Origin of the sequence: Candidatus Planktophila sp. (assembly GCF_036734405.1) — a bacterium.
Classification (GTDB): domain Bacteria; phylum Actinomycetota; class Actinomycetes; order Nanopelagicales; family Nanopelagicaceae; genus Planktophila.
On record NZ_DAIMYR010000003.1, the window covers coordinates 253710 to 273889 of the forward strand.

General features: G+C 46.8%; 21 protein-coding genes. 16 read left to right on the forward strand and 5 right to left on the reverse strand.

Features of this window, described 5'->3' with window-relative positions:
• The first annotated feature begins 1 nt into the window (after position 1).
• The 7 genes from AC9UC2_RS05260 to AC9UC2_RS05290 all read left to right on the forward strand — a co-directional run bounded on the left by AC9UC2_RS05260 (position 2) and on the right by AC9UC2_RS05290 (position 5731).
• On the forward strand, positions 2 to 934 hold the full coding sequence (locus AC9UC2_RS05260; RefSeq protein ID WP_509526071.1) for a gluconeogenesis factor YvcK family protein: 933 nt from the start codon (positions 2 to 4) through the stop codon (positions 932 to 934).
• A gap of 16 nt (positions 935 to 950) precedes the next feature.
• The gene (whiA, locus tag AC9UC2_RS05265) at positions 951 to 1928 is read left to right on the forward strand and encodes a DNA-binding protein WhiA (protein ID WP_509526074.1); all 978 of its coding nucleotides are present in this window, start codon (positions 951 to 953) and stop codon (positions 1926 to 1928) included.
• 132 nt (positions 1929 to 2060) lie between these two features.
• Entirely contained in the window at positions 2061 to 3059 is a 999-nt protein-coding gene (gap, locus tag AC9UC2_RS05270) for a type I glyceraldehyde-3-phosphate dehydrogenase (RefSeq protein ID WP_509526076.1), read from the forward strand.
• Entirely contained in the window at positions 3059 to 4249 is a 1191-nt protein-coding gene (locus tag AC9UC2_RS05275) for a phosphoglycerate kinase (protein ID WP_509526078.1), read from the forward strand. Before gap ends, AC9UC2_RS05275 begins: the two co-directional genes overlap by 1 nt.
• Before the next feature lie 22 nt (positions 4250 to 4271).
• Positions 4272 to 5054: a triose-phosphate isomerase gene (gene tpiA / locus AC9UC2_RS05280; protein WP_509526166.1), complete on the forward strand. Its 783-nt coding sequence runs from the start codon at positions 4272 to 4274 to the stop codon at positions 5052 to 5054.
• A 57-nt stretch (positions 5055 to 5111) separates the two neighbouring features.
• Positions 5112 to 5339, forward strand: a complete 228-nt coding sequence (gene secG / locus AC9UC2_RS05285; protein ID WP_509526081.1) for a preprotein translocase subunit SecG — start codon at positions 5112 to 5114, stop codon at positions 5337 to 5339.
• A 50-nt stretch (positions 5340 to 5389) separates the two neighbouring features.
• Complete coding sequence (locus AC9UC2_RS05290) at positions 5390 to 5731, forward strand: RNA polymerase-binding protein RbpA (RefSeq protein WP_509526083.1); 342 nt, start codon at positions 5390 to 5392, stop codon at positions 5729 to 5731.
• A gap of 3 nt (positions 5732 to 5734) precedes the next feature.
• Here the strand turns inward: AC9UC2_RS05290 and AC9UC2_RS05295 are convergent, their stop codons facing one another.
• Genes AC9UC2_RS05295 through AC9UC2_RS05310 form a run of 4 tightly spaced genes read right to left on the reverse strand, consistent with a single transcriptional unit; the run spans position 5735 to position 11272 of the window.
• Complete coding sequence (locus AC9UC2_RS05295; protein WP_509526085.1) at positions 5735 to 7270, reverse strand: phosphoglucose isomerase-related protein; 1536 nt, start codon at positions 7268 to 7270, stop codon at positions 5735 to 5737.
• Positions 7267 to 8352 carry a transaldolase gene (gene tal, locus AC9UC2_RS05300; protein WP_509526088.1) on the reverse strand — a complete coding sequence of 362 codons (1086 nt, stop codon included), beginning with the start codon at positions 8350 to 8352 and terminating at the stop codon, positions 7267 to 7269. The genes AC9UC2_RS05295 and tal overlap by 4 nt, the downstream gene beginning before the upstream one ends.
• Positions 8352 to 10436, reverse strand: a complete 2085-nt coding sequence (tkt, locus tag AC9UC2_RS05305) for a transketolase (protein ID WP_509526091.1) — start codon at positions 10434 to 10436, stop codon at positions 8352 to 8354. Before tkt ends, tal begins: the two co-directional genes overlap by 1 nt.
• The gene (locus tag AC9UC2_RS05310) at positions 10391 to 11272 is read right to left on the reverse strand and encodes a COX15/CtaA family protein (protein ID WP_509526094.1); all 882 of its coding nucleotides are present in this window, start codon (positions 11270 to 11272) and stop codon (positions 10391 to 10393) included. The genes tkt and AC9UC2_RS05310 overlap by 46 nt, the downstream gene beginning before the upstream one ends.
• A gap of 39 nt (positions 11273 to 11311) precedes the next feature.
• Here AC9UC2_RS05310 and AC9UC2_RS05315 point away from each other — a divergent pair, with 39 nt between their 5' ends.
• The 9 genes from AC9UC2_RS05315 to AC9UC2_RS05355 are packed head-to-tail and all read left to right on the forward strand — an operon-like array spanning position 11312 to position 19494.
• Entirely contained in the window at positions 11312 to 12055 is a 744-nt protein-coding gene (locus tag AC9UC2_RS05315; protein WP_509526097.1) for a helix-turn-helix transcriptional regulator, read from the forward strand.
• Positions 12052 to 13461, forward strand: a complete 1410-nt coding sequence (gene sufB / locus AC9UC2_RS05320) for a Fe-S cluster assembly protein SufB (RefSeq protein WP_509526100.1) — start codon at positions 12052 to 12054, stop codon at positions 13459 to 13461. Before AC9UC2_RS05315 ends, sufB begins: the two co-directional genes overlap by 4 nt.
• Positions 13461 to 14549 carry a Fe-S cluster assembly protein SufD gene (gene sufD, locus AC9UC2_RS05325; RefSeq protein WP_509526102.1) on the forward strand — a complete coding sequence of 363 codons (1089 nt, stop codon included), beginning with the start codon at positions 13461 to 13463 and terminating at the stop codon, positions 14547 to 14549. Before sufB ends, sufD begins: the two co-directional genes overlap by 1 nt.
• Positions 14542 to 14838, forward strand: coding sequence for a non-heme iron oxygenase ferredoxin subunit (locus AC9UC2_RS05330; RefSeq protein WP_509526104.1), 297 nt, complete (start codon positions 14542 to 14544; stop codon positions 14836 to 14838). The genes sufD and AC9UC2_RS05330 overlap by 8 nt, the downstream gene beginning before the upstream one ends.
• Positions 14839 to 14860: 22 nt before the next feature.
• Entirely contained in the window at positions 14861 to 15613 is a 753-nt protein-coding gene (gene sufC / locus AC9UC2_RS05335) for a Fe-S cluster assembly ATPase SufC (protein WP_509526106.1), read from the forward strand.
• A gap of 5 nt (positions 15614 to 15618) precedes the next feature.
• Positions 15619 to 16857, forward strand: coding sequence for a cysteine desulfurase (locus AC9UC2_RS05340; protein WP_509526109.1), 1239 nt, complete (start codon positions 15619 to 15621; stop codon positions 16855 to 16857).
• A complete protein-coding gene (gene sufU, locus AC9UC2_RS05345; protein WP_509526112.1) occupies positions 16857 to 17306 on the forward strand; it encodes a Fe-S cluster assembly sulfur transfer protein SufU in 450 nt (149 codons plus the stop codon). The genes AC9UC2_RS05340 and sufU overlap by 1 nt, the downstream gene beginning before the upstream one ends.
• 2 nt (positions 17307 to 17308) lie before the next feature.
• Complete coding sequence (locus AC9UC2_RS05350) at positions 17309 to 17620, forward strand: metal-sulfur cluster assembly factor (protein ID WP_445821317.1); 312 nt, start codon at positions 17309 to 17311, stop codon at positions 17618 to 17620.
• 2 nt (positions 17621 to 17622) lie between these two features.
• Positions 17623 to 19494, forward strand: coding sequence for an ABC transporter ATP-binding protein (locus AC9UC2_RS05355; RefSeq protein WP_509526114.1), 1872 nt, complete (start codon positions 17623 to 17625; stop codon positions 19492 to 19494).
• On the opposite strand, the gene AC9UC2_RS05360 is transcribed toward AC9UC2_RS05355, so the two are convergent.
• Entirely contained in the window at positions 19474 to 20178 is a 705-nt protein-coding gene (locus AC9UC2_RS05360) for an SURF1 family protein (protein ID WP_509526117.1), read from the reverse strand. The two genes, AC9UC2_RS05355 and AC9UC2_RS05360, sit on opposite strands and share 21 nt — an antisense overlap.
• Between the last annotated feature and the right edge of the window lie 2 nt (positions 20179 to 20180).

The window sequence follows — 20180 nt, forward strand, 5'->3', positions numbered from 1 at the left end:
TTTGACTAAAGTTGTTGCATTAGGTGGTGGCCATGGTTTAGCCGCCACATTGACCGCTTTGCGTCAGATCACTCATCAGTTAACTGCAATCGTTACCGTTGCAGATAACGGTGGTTCTAGCGGACGTTTGCGTGCAGAGTTTCCAATTTTTCCCCCGGGTGATTTACGAATGGCGTTAGCCGCCCTATGCGCAGATGATGAATGGGGTCGTACCTGGGCCCAAATAATGCAACACCGCTTTGAAAGTGATGGCGAACTCAATGGGCATGCGATGGGTAATCTCTTGCTTGCATCAATGTGGAACGCTGGAGAAGATCCCGTTGTAGCTTTAGACAGAGTAGGTCAACTGTTAAAAGTTATTGGTCGCGTCCTGCCAATGGCATCTGTCGCCTTGGATATCGAAGGAACCTTTAATACATCGACCGGAAGAATTGTTGTGCGCGGTCAAAAAGAGGTTGCAACGGCAAAGGGACACATTGAATCTCTGCGCATAATTCCGGAGGATCCTGCTGCGCGAACCGAAGCACTAGAGGCAATTGCTGATGCACAGTGGATCACGATGGGACCGGGTTCATGGTTTTCGAGTGTGATCCCACACTTATTAGTACCTGCCCAACTTGAGGCGTTGCAAAGCAGTAAGGCCCGCAAGATTTTAATTTTGAATTTAGATGCAACTTCACATTCTCAAGGTGAAGAGTTCGCAGGTTCCACCCCTGAAGAGCATCTCAACTTTTTTCATCGATATGCCCCTGGTGTAAAGGTGGATTATTGCCTAGTAGACCATTCAGTTGTGCGGGATGAGCAAGCTTTGCAGCTAGCAGCATCAACCTTGGGTGGAGAGATTGTCGCGGCAGATATTCGTAAAGCACCGGGCAGCATCCATCATGATGCCCAAAAATTAGCTCTCCATTTGGGCCACATTCTCGCTCGGTAAATGGTTGGATTACCCCATGGCAATGACAGCATCAGTTAAAGACGAATTATCTCGTCTCGCAATTACCAAACCATGTTGTCGCAAGGCCGAAGTCTCCTCACTTCTTCGTTTTGCTGGCGGACTGCACATCGCGGCAGGAAAGATTGTTATCGAAGTAGAACTCGATACCTCACAGAGTGCGCGCCGACTTCGAAAAGATATCGCTGACATTTACGGGCATGACTCAGACTTGGCCGTTCTTTCATCCAGCGGTTTACGTAAGGGCTCTCGTTATGTCGTTCGCGTCATCAATGAAGGTGACGCACTTGCCCGCCAAACCGGTTTGGTCGATTCAAATGGTCGACCAGTGCGCGGGCTTCCACCACAAGTAGTTTCAGCTGCAACTTGTGATTCAGAAGCAGCATGGCGCGGTGCATTCATTGCTCACGGTTCATTGACTGAACCAGGTCGTTCATCATCATTAGAAATTACCTGCCCAGGTCCCGAAGCTGCCCTTGCTTTAGTAGGTGCAGCTCGTCGATTAGGAATTGTGGCAAAGGCGCGCGAAGTTCGTGGAGTTGATCGTGTTGTCATTCGTGATGGCGATGCAATCGGTGTGCTGCTTACTCGACTTGGCGCACATGAAAGTGTGATGGCTTGGGAAGAACGCCGCATGCGACGCGAGGTTCGAGCAACTGCTAACCGACTTGCAAACTTTGATGATGCAAATCTTCGCCGTTCTGCTCGTGCAGCAGTTGCCGCCGCCGCGCGTGTGCAACGGGCGATGGAAATTCTTGGGCCAACAATTCCAGATCATCTGAAAGAGGCGGGGGAGTTGCGCATCAATCATGGCCAGGCTTCACTAGAAGAACTCGGTTCATTGGCCGTTCCTCCTATGACGAAGGATGCGATTGCTGGTCGAATTCGACGATTACTAGCCATGGCCGATAAACGCGCTGCAGAGCTTGGAATTCCCGATACTGAGAGCGGCCTCTCGCCAGATTTGCTCAATTAGCCCGCTGATACTTAAGAGTTCACGCATTCTTCACTGGTAAGGTTCTACCTAAGACCCCAGCGTTGTGGCAGTTCTACGAACCACCAGCAGCTGGGCTTTTTCATGTGCCCCACTAGTAGCAAGGACACTTTCATGATTAATGTCGGAATCAATGGTTTTGGACGCATCGGACGTAACTTCTTTCGCGCTTCACTTACAAACCCAAATATCAATATCGTCGGAATCAACGACTTAACACCAAACGAGACTCTTGCTCACCTTTTGAAGTACGACTCAATCTTGGGTCGCCTCGGTCTAGAAGTTACTTTCACAGATGATTCAATCACTGTGGGCGGAAAGACGATCAAAGTTTTCTCAGAGCGCGATCCAGCAAACTTGCCATGGGCATCGGTTAAGGCAGATGTTGTTGTTGAATCTACTGGTATTTTCACAAAGGCTGCAGATGCGCAAAAGCACATCACAGCTGGAGCCAAGAAGGTCATCATCTCTGCGCCAGCAACTGATGAAGACATCACAATCGTTATGGGTGTAAACCACACTCAATATGACGGAGCCAAGCACAACATCATTTCAAACGCATCATGTACAACAAACTGCCTAGCTCCAATGGCCAAGGTACTTCAGGATAACTGGGGAATTGTTAAGGGCTTGATGACAACAATTCACGCCTACACAAATGACCAGGTAATCCTTGATTTCCCACACAAGGATCTTCGTCGTTCACGCGCGGCTGCAACAAACATGATTCCTACATCTACAGGTGCTGCAAAGGCGATCTCACTAGTTATGCCAGAGCTCAAGGGCAAGCTAGATGGTTACGCAATGCGCGTTCCAGTTCCAACAGGATCTGCAACAGATCTAACTGTTGAACTAGCAAAGGAAGCAACAGCTGCCGAAATCAACGCAGCGATGAAGGCGGCAGCAAATGGGCCACTCAAGGGATTCCTTACATACACTGAAGATCCAATTGTTTCTTCAGACATCGTGACCGATCCATCATCATGTATCTTCGACGCAGGTCTCACCAAGGTAATTGGTAACCAGGTCAAGATCGTTGGTTGGTATGACAACGAATGGGGTTACTCAAACCGCCTCGTTGACTTGATCGATTACGTTGGCAAAACTCTGTAATGCCAGATCTTTCAACAATTGATGTAGCAGGAAAGCGGGTCTTTCTTCGTTGCGATCTTAATGTTCCCTTGAAAGAGGGAGTTATTAAGGATGACGGACGAATCAAAGCCTCGCTTCCTACTATTCAAGCGCTACTTGAAAAAGGTGCATCCCTTGTTATTGCAGCACACCTGGGTCGACCAAAAGGTGAAGCAAAGCCTGAACTCTCACTTGCACCAGTAGCACAACGTTTGGCTGAACTACTTGGTCAAGAAGTGAAATTTCCTGGACAGGTAACAGGTGCTGCGGTAACAACAGCGGCGCAAACGCTTACAGCAGGTGAAATTCTTCTTCTCGAAAATATACGTTTCAGTGCAGCAGAGACCAGCAAAGAAGAGACAGAGCGCGCAGCATTTGCGGGCGAACTTGCACAACTTGCCGACTTCTATGTTGGAGATGGTTTTGGTGCGGTGCACCGCAAACATGCATCAGTTTTTGATCTACCAAAATTGCTTCCACATGCAGCAGGAAAATTAGTTGCTGCCGAAGTTGAGGTTCTGAAGAAGCTAACCCAAAACCCAGAACGCCCATATGGTGTTGTTCTTGGTGGCGCAAAGGTTTCAGACAAATTAGGTGTAATAGAAAACTTGCTAGGCAAGGTTGATGTTCTAGCTATAGGCGGAGGAATGGTTTTCACATTCCTGAAAGCTCAAGGTAAAGAGATCGGTACCTCACTTGTTGAATCAGAAATGCTGGATGTGGTCAAAGGGTTAATTGCTACGGCAGAAAAGAATGGCGTCAAGCTTTTGCTCCCAACTGACATTGTTGTTGCACCTGCCTTTGCTGCAGATGCAACCCCAACACTGGTTGCTGCAGATGGAATACCAGCGGATCAAATGGGTCTAGATATCGGACCGGTATCAGCTGCGGCATTTGCTGCAGAAATTGTTAAGTGCAAGACCGTATTCTGGAATGGTCCGATGGGAGTTTTTGAGTTTCCTAACTTTGCCGCTGGAACTAAAGTCGTTGCACAAGCTTTAACACAGGTTTCAGGAATATCTGTTGTTGGTGGGGGAGACTCTGCAGCCGCGGTTCGCGCTCTGGGTTTTGCAGATTCTCAGTTCGGCTACATCTCAACCGGAGGCGGGGCTTCACTGGAATATCTAGAGGGCAAAGAACTTCCCGGACTAAAAGCACTAGAATTAATTTAATTGAACTTGCTGAACATAGGAGCTGACAATGCGTAAACCATTAATGGCAGGAAACTGGAAGATGAACCTCAATCATCTTGAGGCGATCGCAGTTGCTCAAAAGTTGGTTTACGGGCTGGAAGATAAGGATTACGACGCCGTAGATGTCGCTGTTATTCCTCCATTTACAGATATTCGTTCAATTCAAACTTTGGTTGATGGAGATCGTTTGCGCTTGCAGTACGGAGCACAGGATCTTTCCCCAGAGACCAGCGGTGCATTTACTGGTGATATCTCAGGGTCAATGCTTGCAAAGCTTGGCTGTACTTTTGTTGTTATCGGCCACTCAGAGCGACGCGCAATTCATCAAGAATCAGATGCGCTTATCAACCGCAAGATTAAAGCCGCACTTGCTAATGAGTTAACACCAATTTTTTGTGTCGGTGAAGAGCTTGCAATCCGCGAATCAGGAACACATGTAAGTCATGTAATCCGACAGATTCGTGCAGGTCTCGAAGGATTTACAAAGCCAGAGCTGAAGAAGATCGTTATTGCCTACGAACCAGTATGGGCAATTGGAACAGGAAAGACTGCAACCCCTGAAGATGCCCAAGAAGTATGTGCGGCAATCCGTGAAGAGGTCGAAAACATTGGTTCACCTGAAATTGCAGCAAATATGCGCATCCTCTACGGCGGTTCTGTGAAGTCCTCTAACATTGTAGAAATCATGAAGAAGCCCGATGTTGATGGTGCTTTGATCGGCGGAGCGAGCCTAGATCCTGAGGAATTGGCTAAGATCGTTAAATTCCACGCGGTGAAGGAGTAAGCATTACCCCCTTCAGGCGGGTATCCTTACCCCCTACGAACTAGGAGTTTAAGAAAAGTGAAACTAGCTCTATCTATCGCACTTGTTATTACAAGCATCCTCATGATCCTGTTGGTACTTCTTCACAAGGGTAAGGGAAGCGGTCTATCCGACTTATTCGGCGGCGGCATCTCATCTAACTACGGCGGTTCATCAGTGGTTGAAAAGAACCTGGATCGAATCACCATCGTTGCAGGTGGATTGTGGTTTGCTCTAGTTGTTGCGCTCTCGCTTGTGCTCAAGTAAACCAATAACATATTTTCATAATTAACGAAGGTTCTAACAAGGGGATATAGATGGCAAGTGCAATTCGCGGAAGTCGTGTCGGTGCCGGCCCAATGGGCGAGGCAGAGCGTGGCGATTCAATCGCACGTGCTTACGTCTCATACTTTTGCGCTAACGGACACGAAGTTCGTCCATCATTTGCTGTAGAAGAAACCGTTGTTATTCCAGCTGAATGGGATTGCCCTAAGTGTGGTTACCCAGCAGGGCGCGATCGCAACAACCCGCCTAGCCCTGAAGTAAATGTGCCTTACAAGACGCACCTTGCTTATGTGAAAGAGCGCCGCACAGATGCCGAAGGCGAAAAACTTCTTGAAGAAGCTTTACGCAAACTTCGTGGCGAAGACGACGAATAAAAACTAAAGAGATTTAACCGCATCTAGTAGTTCAGATATGCCCATTGCTCGATTTGTAAGATTAAATCGAAGTAGTGGGTATTTTCTTGATGCCAGTGCTTTTCCATCGCCCAACGCTTGCGCTGCTACCAAAGTTTCAAAACCATAGTTTTGTCCTGGAATCGCAATATCTTTCTTTACATCACCCGTAATCTGTAAGAAGACACCATTTTGCTGCCCGCCTTTATGGAACTGTCCCGTTGAATGCAAGAAACGTGGACCCCAACCAAAAGTTACAGGTCGGCCAGATTTATCAGCCAAGATTGCTCGAAGTTCGGCAACTGCGGCATCATCCTTGCGATCAAGGTAAGCCATGATCGCGATGTATCCATCTGTTGGAATTTTTCCGATGAGTTGAGTCAAGGCATCAGTTGCACTGTTTCCAGCACCAAAAATTTCAATTGCGCCATCGGTTACATCTGCAGCAAATGACGGCAGAACACCTTTCCATTCATTCAGAAGCGCTGAAGTTTGTTCCTTGGCTTCTGTGACATTTGGCTGATTGAACGGATCAATCGCAAGAGCTGCGCCAACAAGTGCCGTTACCCATTCCCACACAATGAATTGTGAAGCTAAGTCACCTTCGACAACTAAATCAGCAGCTCCAGCAAAGGCAATAGTAAATGCGCTGCCTTCGCGTCCATTATGAGAATTCTCTGCAACAACAGGCAGGCGACCTACTTGGTTTTTGCCAGTTGATTCAGCAACAAGTTGTTCAATCCAATCGCTCAGTCCTGGCATTCCAGATGCATCATCTGTATACGCCACGTATTGATCAGAAACATATGACAACAGATAGGCGATATCACACACTGTTTGTGAATTAACAAAGAATGCTTTCTTAGTATCGCTTGCATTGTCTAGCAGGACCGAAACATCTACATCTATCAATGCCGCAGGGACCAAACCAAATGGACTCAGCACACTAAATCGCCCGCCTACATGTGGGTCGGCATTTACAACAGTAAATCCACCTTCACGAACTTGTTTATCAAGTGGCGAACCAGGGTCGGTTACAAAGACCATGTGATCTACAGGATTTAATCCGGCATCCTTGAACGCACCCTCAAAGAGTGCGCGCTGTGAGGCGGTTTCAATAGTAGATCCTGATTTTGAACTAACAACTACTACGCTCTTTGAAAGATCAAAAGCTAATGAATGTGCGACATAGTTAGGATCGGTTGAATCTAAAACGAATAACTTCTTTGAGAAAGTTTGTGCAATTACTTCTGGACCAAGGGATGAACCACCCATGCCACACAAGATCACATTGCTCTTATCTCTGTGTTTTGCGGCAAGGGCATCAAATTGCGGCAGTAAATCACGAGAGCTCTCAGGTAAATCAATCCAGTTCAGACGAACTGAAGCTTCGGCTTGGGCTTCTGGTCCCCAGATGGTTGAATCTTTTGTCTTCAATCGCTCATGAAATGCTTGCAGAGATTTGTACTCTGCAGAGCTACGATCGACTTTGGATAAAGCATTTCCCTTGATTGCAATCATTGTTGTTGCGCAGCCTTTACATTTGCTAATAACTCTTCCCATGCTTGGGCAAACTTCTTCACACCATCTATTTCTAGCTCGGTTGTCACCTCATCTAATGAAATTCCCATGGCAGATAGCGCCTTAAGAACTTCGACCGCCTCTGCATAGTTGGTCGAAATAGTGTTACCCCGAACTACGCCATGATCGATTACGGCATCAAGGGTCGATTGAGGCATCGTGTTTACTGTGTCAGGTGCAATTAATTCAATGACATATCGGGTATCTGGATATGCCGGGTCCTTCACTCCAGTAGAAGCCCATAAAGGACGTTGCTTATGTGCACCCTTTGCAGCAAGTGCGCTCCAACGTTCGGAGACAAATTTCTCCTCAAAGAGTTGATAGGCCAAGTGAGCATTTGCAATTGCTGCCTTGCCTAACAAAGCTGTCGCCTCTGGTGAACCATTCTTCTTGAGCAGGCCGTCGATAGATGAATCAATACGGCTAATGAAGAAGGAGGCAACTGAATGCACCTTTGAAGGATCTTCACACTGCTCAACTCCCTTAATGTAAGCCTCAATTACTTGGCCATATCTTTTAACCGAGAAGATCAAAGTCACATTGACGCTAATACCCGCGCTAATCAATGCGGTAATCGCTGGTAAGCCTTCAAGAGTGGCTGGAACCTTAATCATCAAATTTGGGCGATCAATAATTGCCCAAAGCTCCTTACCCGCAGAAATTGTTCCTTCGGTGTCATGAGCTAGACGTGGATCAACTTCAATACTGACACGTCCATCTACACCTTTGGAAGAGTTGTAAATCGAGGTGAACAAATCACACGCTTGGCGAACATCATCAGTAGTCAACTTCTTGACTACCTCATCCACTGTCGAAGCTTTCATCACAGCGATATCGGCGGCGTATTCTGCAGCGCCACTTATTGCCGCACTGAAAATACTGGGATTTGTAGTGACCCCAACGACACCGCTATTTTTGATTCGAGCTGGCAAGGCGTGTGGATCGGTTGATGTTATTTTTGCTCGCGACAGATCATCGAGCCAAATAGAAGTCCCTGCAGTTGCAATATCCTGAACTGACATTAAATTGCCTTCTTTACTTGAGCTACAACGTTTTCGACTGAGAAACCAAACTCCTTGAACAATGTTTTTGCATCAGCAGATGCGCCATAGTGTTCAAGTGAAATTGCTACACCCGAATCACCAATTAACTCGCGCCATCCCTGGGCGATACCGACTTCGATACTGACTTTCAGAACACCGGGGGATAGAACTGAATCTCGATATGTCTTGTCTTGTTCGGCAAACCATTCAAGACAAGGAGCACTCACAACGCGAACATTGATTCCATCTGCAGCAAGTGCGGTTTGGGCATCTATTGCAAGTGAAACCTCGGAACCAGTTGCAATCAGAATTGCCTGTGGGTTTGGAAGATCCTTTAGAACATATGCGCCTTGCGCCGTTCCTGAAGCAGGTTGGCAGGTTGCGCGGTCAAATACCGGCAGGTTTTGACGTGATAACAAAATTCCGCAGGCCCGTCCGCGGGTAATGATCTTTTTCCAGGCTTCCGTTACTTCGTTGGCATCTCCAGGTCGAATTACATCTAGGCCAGGAATCGCGCGAAGTGCGGCAAAGTGCTCGATCGGTTGATGTGTTGGTCCATCTTCGCCAACGCCGATTGAATCATGCGTCCACACAAAGGTTGCCGGAATATTCATTAATGCCGCAAGACGTACCGCAGGGCGCATGTAATCACTAAAGACGGCAAAGGTTCCACCAAATGAGCGCGTTAGTCCATGCAAAGAAATGCCATTTAAAATCGAGCCCATTGCATGCTCACGAATTCCAAAATGAATAATTCGCCCGTATGGATTTGCGCCTTCGATCGAACTACTTGCAGGCAGGAATGATCCACCACCCTTAATGCTTGTGTTATTTGATCCTGCTAAATCTGCAGATCCACCCCAGAACTCGGGCAAGACTGCCGCGATGGCGTTGATTACTTCACCAGAGGCCGCGCGCGTTGCAACATCCTTGCCTGGTGCAAATACTGGAAGCTGCGAATCCCATCCAGCCGGAAGTGATTTTGTTTGTAAACGTTCCAGAAGTTTTGCTTTCTCTGGATTACTACCTTTCCAGGTTGCAAAACGTGTGTTCCACTGTGATCGGGCTTGTGCGCCACGATCTTTAACCAATCGGGCGTGCGCTAGAACTTCAGTTGGCATTGCAAAGTGTTCTTCAGGGTTAAGTCCTAATGCGATCTTTGTCTGTGCAATTTCTTCAGCTCCCAAAGCAGATCCATGCGATGCTGCAGTGCCTTGCGCTTTAGGTGCAGGCCAAGCAATAACAGATTTCATACGGATAAGAGATGGCTTAGTACCTTCTTTCTTTGCCGCCAGCATCGCAGCATCTAGTGCAGCAATATCAACGCTTCCATCCTGTGCTGCAGCCACATCAATTACCTGCCAACCATAAGCACGGTAGCGCGCAGAAACATCTTCGGTAAATGCATTATGAGTATCGCCTTCAATTGAAATTCGATTGTCATCATAAATAATGTTGAGATTTCCCAATTCTTGCGTTCCAGCTAATGATGAAGCTTCTGCGCTAACACCTTCTTGTAAATCTCCATCTGAACAAATAACCCAGATTGAGTGATCAAAAATTGATTGATTACTTGCAGCCGCTGGATCAAGTAATCCACGTTCAAATCGAGCAGCCATGGCCATGCCAACAGCGGTTGCTACGCCTTGGCCTAGTGGACCCGTTGTCATTTCCACACCCGCGGTGTGACCATATTCGGGGTGGCCAGGAGTTAATGAACCCCATGTACGAAAACTCTCTAGATCCTTCATCTCTAATCCATAGCCACTTAAGTACAGTTGTATGTAGAGCGTCAACGATGAATGTCCACAGGAAAGAATAAATCGATCGCGTCCCAGCCATTGAGGATCTGATGGATCATGAATCAAATGACGCTGAAACAATGTATATGCAACTGGAGCAAGGGACATTGCAGTACCTGGGTGGCCATTTCCAACTTTTTGAACAGCATCTGCAGCTAACGCTCTGGCATATGCAACTGCTTGATCATCAAGTGTGGACCAACCCGATACTGTGCTCATTTGCTTTCCATTCTCTTTGTCACCGATAACCACACCCTCCATGAAGCGATCCACACCAAAGTCGATCCAACTAAATGCAAACCAACCAATAGTTCTGGTAGATCTTTAAACCATTGCACATAACCAATTAATCCCTGACCCAGAGCAAAAGCTAGAAAGATCTTCAAACGTTTTTTCGTATGAGTTGAAACTCCATGTACAACAAATAATCCAAAAGTTATTCCAAACAAGGCAATGACTGAATCTGCATGAATCCATGCCATGGTTCGCAGATCAAATGGAAACCTAGGCGCAGTGGCATCTCCGGCATGAGGACCAGAACCTGTCACCATGGTGCCCAAGAAGAGGACGACAAAAGAGGCAATAATGTGAGCGGTCGCAATCTTTTTTACTAAAGGCGCTGGTTCATTCTTCTCTAAAGGTGCAAACCTTTGGGCTCGCAGCGAGGTCGCACCCGCAATCAAAATTATGGACAGCAAAAAATGTGCGGCAACAGTTGCAGGGTGTAAACCGGTTAGTACAGTAATCCCACCGAGAATTCCTTGACCCACAATCCCAAGAACTTGTCCCAAGGCAAGACCCCGCAAATCTTTTCTTCCTGCAGCTAAAACGCTGATCAGAACAATTATTGCGACAAGTACTAGGACAAAGGTGAGCAAACGGTTGCCAAACTCAATCCAAACCTTTACTTGTTCTTCGACTTGGTAAGGCTTTGGGGTATATGAACCCGGGGTGCATTCAGGCCAGGTAGGACAGCCCAATCCAGAACCGGTTAAGCGCACCGCACCGCCGGTCACAACAATTGCGGCTTGGGCAAAGAGCAAGAATCCGCTAGCCGGGGACAGAACTCGTGCCGCCCGTGCTCGCAATGTGCCCATGGTCGTAGCCTATGACTCAGGCGACCCGCACGCTTACGAGTGGCTGAACGTGTCGAATTACGACACAATAGTGTTGTGAAATTAATTGGTGGACATGTAGCAGGGGATGACTCGCGCACCCGTGACCTTGTCGCCCGTTCAATTCTTGAAAACGGCCCATCTACCGCTGCGGTTCTAGGCGAGCGTTTAGGGCTCACACCTGCTGGTATCCGTCGTCATTTGGATTTACTGGTTGCCGATGGAGTGCTTGAGGCACGTGATCCTCGCGCCTCTTCAATCCGCGGTCGCGGTCGACCTTCAAAGGTTTTTGTTATGTCAGACAAAGGTCGCGAAACATTTGAACATTCATATGATGACTTAGCTGTTGCTGCACTGAAATTCATGTCGGTGCAATCTGGGGAGCATCTGGTTAATGCATTTGCCCAATCACGTGCCGATGACATTGAACGAAAAGCAACAGTTGCCATCGCAAAGCGCTCGCACAAAGTTGATGCGCTCGCAACATTTCTTTCTGACCAAGGCTATGCGGCAAGTGTCACGCAAAAGCCTATGGGTGAAGAACTGTGCCAACATCACTGTCCCATAGCTCATGTAGCAGCTGAATTTCCACAGTTGTGTGAAGCCGAGACTGAGGCTCTATCAAAAGTTTTAGGAACGCATGTTCAGCGTTTAGCAACCATTGCCCATGGTGATGGCGTATGTACAACTTTCATCCCCACCGCACAAAACTCAAAAATCCAAAGTTCACAAACAAACACAAGCAAGGGAAAGGTCCGTGCATGACTACAGCACATCCAGAACTCGACGGTCTCGGCAACTATGAATATGGTTGGTCAGATAAGAGTGCGATTGGCGATAACGCCAAGCGTGGACTTAATGAAGATGTAGTTCGTGACATCTCAGCAAAGAAGTCTGAGCCGCAGTGGATGCTTGACCTTCGTCTTAAGGGACTTTCCTTGTTTGAAAAGAAGCCGATGCCTAACTGGGGATCAGATCTTTCTGGAATCTTCTTTGACACAATCAAATACTTCGTGCGTTCTACTGAAAAGCAAGCAACAACGTGGGATGACCTGCCAGATGAGATCAAAAATACTTATGATCGTTTGGGTATTCCAGAAGCTGAAAAGCAGCGTCTGGTGTCAGGCGTTGCAGCACAGTACGAATCTGAAGTTGTATATCACTCAATTCGCGAAGATCTAGAAGCCCAAGGCGTAATTTTCCTTGATACTGATAGTGCGTTGAAACTGCACCCAGAACTATTCAAGGAATATTTCGGAACGGTTATTCCAGTGGGCGATAACAAGTTCGCAGCTCTTAATACTTCAGTATGGTCAGGTGGCTCATTTATTTACGTGCCTAAGGGCGTTCATGTAGATATTCCATTACAGGCATACTTCCGAATTAACACTGAAAATATGGGTCAGTTCGAGCGAACCCTGATCATTGCAGATGAAGATTCATACATTCACTATGTTGAGGGATGTACTGCGCCAATTTATAAGTCAGATTCACTTCACTCTGCAGTTGTTGAAATCATTGTTAAGAAGGGTGCGCGCGTTCGTTACACCACGATTCAGAACTGGTCGAACAACGTGTACAACTTGGTAACAAAGCGTGCAACATGTGCCGAGGGCGCAACTATGGAATGGGTAGATGGAAATATCGGTTCCAAGGTAACCATGAAGTACCCAGCAATTTTCTTGATGGGTCCTCACGCAAAGGGTGAAACCTTATCTTTGGCTTTTGCTGGAGAAGGCCAACATCAGGATTCAGGAGCCAAGATGGTTCACGCCGCTCCGTACACATCTTCATCTGTAATTTCAAAGTCTGTCGCCCGTGGTGGAGGTCGTACTTCGTATCGCGGACTTGTTCAAGTACAAGAAGGCGCACACCACTCCAAGAGCACAGTTAAATGCGATGCACTATTGGTAGACACAATTTCACGATCAGATACATATCCGTATGTTGATATTCGTGAAGATGATGTCTCGATGGGGCACGAAGCAACTGTTTCAAAGGTGAGCGATGATCAGTTGTTCTATTTGATGTCACGTGGGCTAAATGAAGATGAAGCCATGGCGATGATTGTTCGTGGATTTATCGAGCCAATCGCACGCGAACTTCCAATGGAGTACGCGCTAGAGCTCAATCGTTTGATTGAACTTCAGATGGAAGGTGCTGTCGGTTAATGTCAGTTCTTACTACAAACTACTTAACTCCCACGGGTCGTGAAGAAGCTTGGCGTTTCACACCGCTGAAGCGTCTTCGCGGACTTCACGATGGGTCGGCAGTTCAATCTGATCGCTCAACTTTGATTCCCAAGGCTGCGTTGCCTTCGGGAGTTACATTTAGCCGCGAAAATTTAGAGCCACTATCTGTATCCGATGATGTAATCATCGAGCGAGTTAGAGGTGCTGCGGTCCCTGTGGCACATTTAGCTATCGCTGCAAATACTGAAGTGGCTGAACCAATTTTCTTACGCCGCTCAGCAGGAGCGCTAGACACCGCTGAATTTTCACGTGTTCGCATAACACTCGGTACCCATGCGGTGGCAACGGTTATTGTCGAAAATACGACGGACACAGTGTTAGCTGAGGATTTAGAGATTTATTTGGCTCCTGGTGCAAACCTCAAGTTCGTTACCTTGCAAGAGTTTGAATCAAAATCTGTTTACACCGCACGTCACCATGCATTAGTTGATAAGGATGCAACATTTAAATCAATTACGGTGACTGTCGGGGGAGATGTTGTTCGAATCTTGCCAACTGTTGAATTCAAAGCACCGGGAGCATCTGCGGATCTTCTCGGTGTTTACTTTGCAACTGCTGGGCAATTCTTTGAGCACCGAAATCACATTGACCATGCAGTACCTCATGCAAAGTCCAATGTGAATTACAAGGGCGCTTTGGCCGGAAAAGATGCGCACACAGTGTGGATTGGCGATGTTTTGATCCGCGCAGCCGCAGAAGGAACCGATACTTACGAACTCAATCGCAACCTTTTGCTTAGCGATGGTGCACGTGCAGATTCGGTGCCGAATCTTGAGATTGAAACCGGCGAAATTGTTGGTGCAGGTCACGCAAGTACTACAGGTCGCTTTGATGATGAACAGCTTTTCTATTTGATGTCACGAGGAATCGCAATGGCAGATGCGCGTCGTCTAGTTGTACGCGGCTTCTTCAATGAGATTGTTATGGAAATCGGTAATGAAGAGGTACAAAACCGAATTATGGACCGCATTGATGCCGAACTCGAAAAGGCGGCGCACAATGGCTGATTTAACTCTGGAGCAATTGACCGAAGGAAAGCCTGTCCTTATTGAAAAGGATGGCAAATCAATCTGTGTTGCCCGTGTTGGTACTGAAGTTTTTGCAGTGGCCGACACTTGTACTCATTCAGATGCATCACTTTCTGAAGGTGATGTCACTGGCTTCAAGATCGAATGTTGGCTACATGGTGCCGAATTTGATTTACGCACAGGTGAAGCTCTAACGCTTCCTGCAAACATTCCATTAGAAACATATGCAGTATCAATCGACGGAAATGCCGTCACGGTAGAGATTTAGTAACGAGAGAAGAGAGAAGACGATGAGCACACTAGAAATCCGTAACCTGCAGGTATCGGTTGACACTGACAATGGAACGGTTGAGATCCTTAAGGGTGTCGATCTAACAATTAAATCAGGTGAAACCCACGCGATCATGGGACCAAATGGTTCTGGTAAATCAACTCTTGCTTACTCAATTGCCGGTCACCCTAAGTACACAATTACAGGTGGAACCGTCACGCTTGATGGTGCAGATGTTCTCGACATGACTGTTGATGAGCGCGCAAAGGCTGGATTATTCCTAGCTATGCAATATCCGGTTGAAGTACCTGGCGTATCAGTGTCGAACTTCTTGCGTACCGCAGCAACTGCATTACGCGGCGAAGCACCAAAGCTTCGTACGTGGGTCGGCGAAGTTAAGGATGCGATGGAAGCTTTGGCAATGGATCCTTCTTTTGCTACTCGTAATGTCAATGAAGGTTTCTCGGGTGGAGAAAAGAAGCGCCATGAAATTATGCAGCTTGAACTTCTTAAGCCAAAGATGGCGATTCTGGATGAAACAGATTCAGGTTTAGATGTCGATGCACTTCGCATCGTTTCTGAAGGCGTTAATCGCGCAAAGGCAGCTAATGACCTTGGCGTCATTTTGATTACGCACTACACACGTATCTTGCGTTACATCAAGCCTGATTTCGTACATGTTTTTGCTAACGGGCGTATCGTTGAACAAGGCGGACCGGAGCTTGCTGAAAAGCTTGAAGCAAATGGTTACGCAGATTATGCGAGCAAGTAAGGAAAATGAGTTTCAATGTTGCGAAGGTACGCAAAGATTTTCCAATCTTTGAACGTACTATTCGTGACGGAAAAAAGCTTGTTTATCTAGACAGCGGAGCGACAAGCCAGAAGCCGCTTTCAGTTATTGAAGCTGAAAGTAATTTCTATAAGTTACATAATGCAGCGGTGCATCGCGGTGCGCATCAATTGGCTGAAGAAGCGACTGATGCTTACGAAGGCGCGCGGGCTAAGGTGGCAGGTTTCTTAGGTGCGAAAGAGGAAGAAATCGTTTTCACAAAAAGTGCTACCGAGTCTCTTAATCTGATTGCTTATGCAATGGGAAACGCCGAACCTGGATCTCGTTTTGCGCTCACCTCAAAGAATCGAATTGTTGTGACTGAGATGGAACACCACGCAAATCTGATTCCTTGGCAACAACTTGCAGCGCGCACTGGTGCGCAATTGTCATGGTTTGAAGTAACACCAGAGGGACGTTTGGATCTTTCCAATATCGACGCTGTCATCACACAAGACACCAAAGTTGTGGCTTTGACTCACCAATCCAACGTTTTAGGAACGATTAATCCTCTTGATGCAATAGTTAAGCGTGCGCATGAAGTAGGCGCGGTAGTTGTTCTTGATGCCTGCCAATCTGTGCCGCACATGCCAATAGATGTAAAAACTTTAGGTGTGGACTTTGTAACTTTTTCTGGTCATAAAGCGGTAGGACCAACAGGTGTCGGTGTTTTATGGAGCTCTGTGCTCAATGATTTGCCACCATTTTTGTTTGGTGGATCCATGATTGAAACAGTCACGATGACCTCTGCTACCTGGGCTCCAGCTCCACGTAGATTTGAAGCAGGAGTTCCAAACATGGCGCAAGCAGTTGGCTTAGGTGCTGCCGTAGATTATTTATCTGCACTTGGTATGGATGCTGTCTTTAAGCACGAAGTTGAATTAACTGGTTATCTCATCAAGGGATTGTTGGATATACCTGAACTTTCTATTGTTGGACCAAATAACACCGAAGCGCGTGGTGGCGCAGTTTCATTTACAGTAGGTCAGATTCATCCACATGACTTAGGTCAGTACTTAGATAGTCAAGGTGTAGCGGTTCGTACTGGACACCATTGTGCATGGCCGTTAACCAGAAAATTAGGCGTGCCCGCTACAACTCGTGCTTCCTTGTATTTGTACAACGATGAATCAGATTGCGAAGATTTATTTGACGCAATCATGGGCGCTCAGAAATACTTTGCATGATGCAACTAGATAGTCTTTATCAAGAGGTCATTCTTGATCACTACAAACATCCGCTGAACAAGGGATTAGCGAGCACTTATGGCGCGCAGGTTCACCATGTAAATCCAAGCTGTGGCGATGAAATCACACTCAACGTCTCTGCTAAAGATGGGGTAATAACCGCGATTACTTGGGATGGTGTTGGCTGCTCAATCTCGCAGGCAAGTGTCTCTATTGCTAGTGATCTTTTGGTCAATAAGAGCTTTGCCGCCGCCGATGCAATTCTCAATGAGTTCACTGAGCTCATGCAGAGCAAGGGCACAAAAGAGGGAAATCCTGATGTGCTTGAGGACGCAGTGGCACTTGCTGGCGTTTCCAAATTTCCCGCGCGCATCAAATGCGCACTTCTTGGGTGGATGGCCTTTAAGGATGCAGCAGTTAGAATTAACACCACAACAGGGGGAGAGTAACAATGGCTACTAGCGTTGATGATGTAACAGAGGCGATGAAGGATGTTGTTGATCCAGAACTCGGTATCAATGTTGTCGATCTAGGTCTGATCTACGATGTCATGGTTGATGAAGCCAATATCGCGATTCTCAACATGACACTAACTTCAGCTGCTTGCCCACTTCAAGATGTAATTGAAGATCAAACTCGCGCCGCACTTGCTGGAATGACTACTGATGTGAAAATCAATTGGGTATGGATGCCACCTTGGGGCCCAGACAAGATCACCGATGATGGAAGAGATCAGCTGCGCGCTCTTGGCTTTACCGTTTAATTATGTCAATGCATGCAGCGTGGATGACCCACCGCTCTATGACGGCAGATCCTTCAGTGAAGGAACAGAAGTTAAAACCGGGCACCGTTAAAAGAATTTTTTCTTTTGCACGTCCTTACAGAACAAATATCTTCATTTATTTGGCCACAGTTGTGGTGGATGCTGCCTTGGTTGTTGCTACTCCTTTACTACTAAAGCGTTTGATCGATGATGGTGTAATTCCAAAAGACGCGTCGGTAGTAACAAATCTAGCAATTCTGGTTGGACTAATTGCAATTGCTGATGCAGCCTTTAATATGTTGGGGCGATATTTTTCTTCGCGTATTGGAGAAGGTCTGATTTATGATCTTCGCTCATTAGTCTTTTCGCATGTGCAGAAGCAATCAATTGCTTTTTTCACCAGAACCCAAACCGGCGCGCTCATTTCTAGAATCAACTCTGATGTAATCGGAGCTCAGCAGGCCTTCACAGCGACGCTGTCGGGTGTCGTAAGCAATGTTGTAAGTCTATTTTTGGTCACCATCACAATGCTCATTCTTTCCTGGCAAATCACTATTTTCTCTCTTTTACTATTACCTGTCTTCCTAATTCCCACTAAATGGGTCGGCCGCAGATTGCAATCTTTAACCCGTGAGTCCTTTGGCGTTAACGCCGAAATGTCCAGCACGATGACTGAACGTTTCAATGTTTCGGGAGCGATGCTCGTGGCTCTGTATGGGGAACCAGCACGCGAACGCGAATACTTTAGAAGCCGAGCGCGTCGAGTAGCTGATATCGGGATAAAGATGGCGATGCTCAATCGACTCTTCTTCATCGCACTTACTAGCGTGGCGGCAATTGCTACGGCTTTTGCCTATGGCATTGGTGGCCACTTAGCCATTCAAGGTGGAGTAACTGTTGGAACTCTTCTTGCAATTACCGCACTTCTTGCTCGTCTCTATGGCCCACTTACTGCGCTTTCAAATGTTCGCATTGATGTAATGACTTCACTTGTCTCTTTTGAACGCGTCTTTGAAGTTTTGGATCTTGAGCCAATGGTGAAAAATCGCGAGAACGCAATTGAGCTAAAGACTGCGCAGCCTCGCATTGAATTTAAGAACGTTAACTTCTCGTATCCTCGCGCTGAAGAAATTTCACTTGCATCACTTGAATCTGCGGCTAAGGAAGAAACCGTGCAAAGCGGCCAGGTACTCAATGATCTTTCCTTTGTAGCCGCACCCGGAACTATGACCGCTTTAGTTGGTCCATCGGGTGCTGGAAAAACAACCATCAGTGCCTTGCTACCTCGTCTTTACGATGTAACGGATGGCGCTATTTCTATCGATGGTCATGACATCCGTGATCTAACCTTGGAATCACTTCGTGATTCAATCGGTGTCGTAATGCAGGATGCTCATTTGTTCCACGAAACAATTGCGGAAAACCTTCGCTATGCAAAGCAAGATGCGACAGAAGAAGAGATGATTCAAGCGTGCAAGTCCGCTCAGATCTGGAACCTCATAGATTCATTACCAAATGGTTTTGAAACAATGGTCGGAGAACGTGGACATCGATTATCTGGTGGCGAGAAACAACGTTTAGCAATTGCCCGCCTGCTCCTTAAATCACCATCAGTTGTAATTTTGGATGAAGCAACTGCTCATTTGGATTCTGAGAATGAACAATTGGTACATGCCGCACTACAAACTGCACTGAAGGGTCGAACAAGTATTGTTATTGCCCATCGCTTGAGCACCGTCAGAGATGCCGATCAAATTTTGGTTCTAGAAAAAGGTTCAATTGTCGAACGTGGCACACATGATGAACTAGTTGCTAAAGGTGGCCTGTATTCAGATTTATACAACCGTCAAGATTTAACGGGTACGGCGAATTAGAATTCGTCCGTAAATAATCAAACCACCAAAAAATAGCCACTGCAGTGCATATGCCTTGTGCGGACCATCGCTAAGTGGTGGCAACTGGGCAGGTGCAGCCGGGGTAAGTGATGGATCAGATCCACTCAGTAAATCAATGTAAAACTTTTCGGTATCCATTTGTGATTGTGCATTAAGTTCGGAGACCAAACCTTGACCAGTAGCTGGTAAAGCAAAGAAAGAACCACGGGGTAGGGATGAGTCCAAGCGCAATCGCCCGGTAATAGTTACATCGCTATCTGGCACGCTAGTGACTTTTGGTGGTGTCGTTGCTGTAGCGCCTGCTTTTACCCAACCTCGGTCTACCCAAAACTTTTCACCAGATGAACTTGTGAACAAAGTTAAGACTTCATATCCGTACTTACCCTCCCAGTAACGGTTACGAAGCAGTATCTGTTGGGATGAATCAAAACGTCCATTGGTAGTGACGCTTTGCCATTCGTTGTTACCCAGGATCACATCTCTTGCTTCTAGATCAATCGCAGATCTAGCTATGCGCTCTTCAATAACATTGTTTCTTGCCTGTCGGTCAACGCCGCGTGTGTATTGCCAATCGGCTGCCCAGATGCACAACAACACCAGAGCCAAAGCGATTATGGTTTTGAAAAAAGACCAGGGTTCTTTTGTTTTGATTTCAGAGGACATGA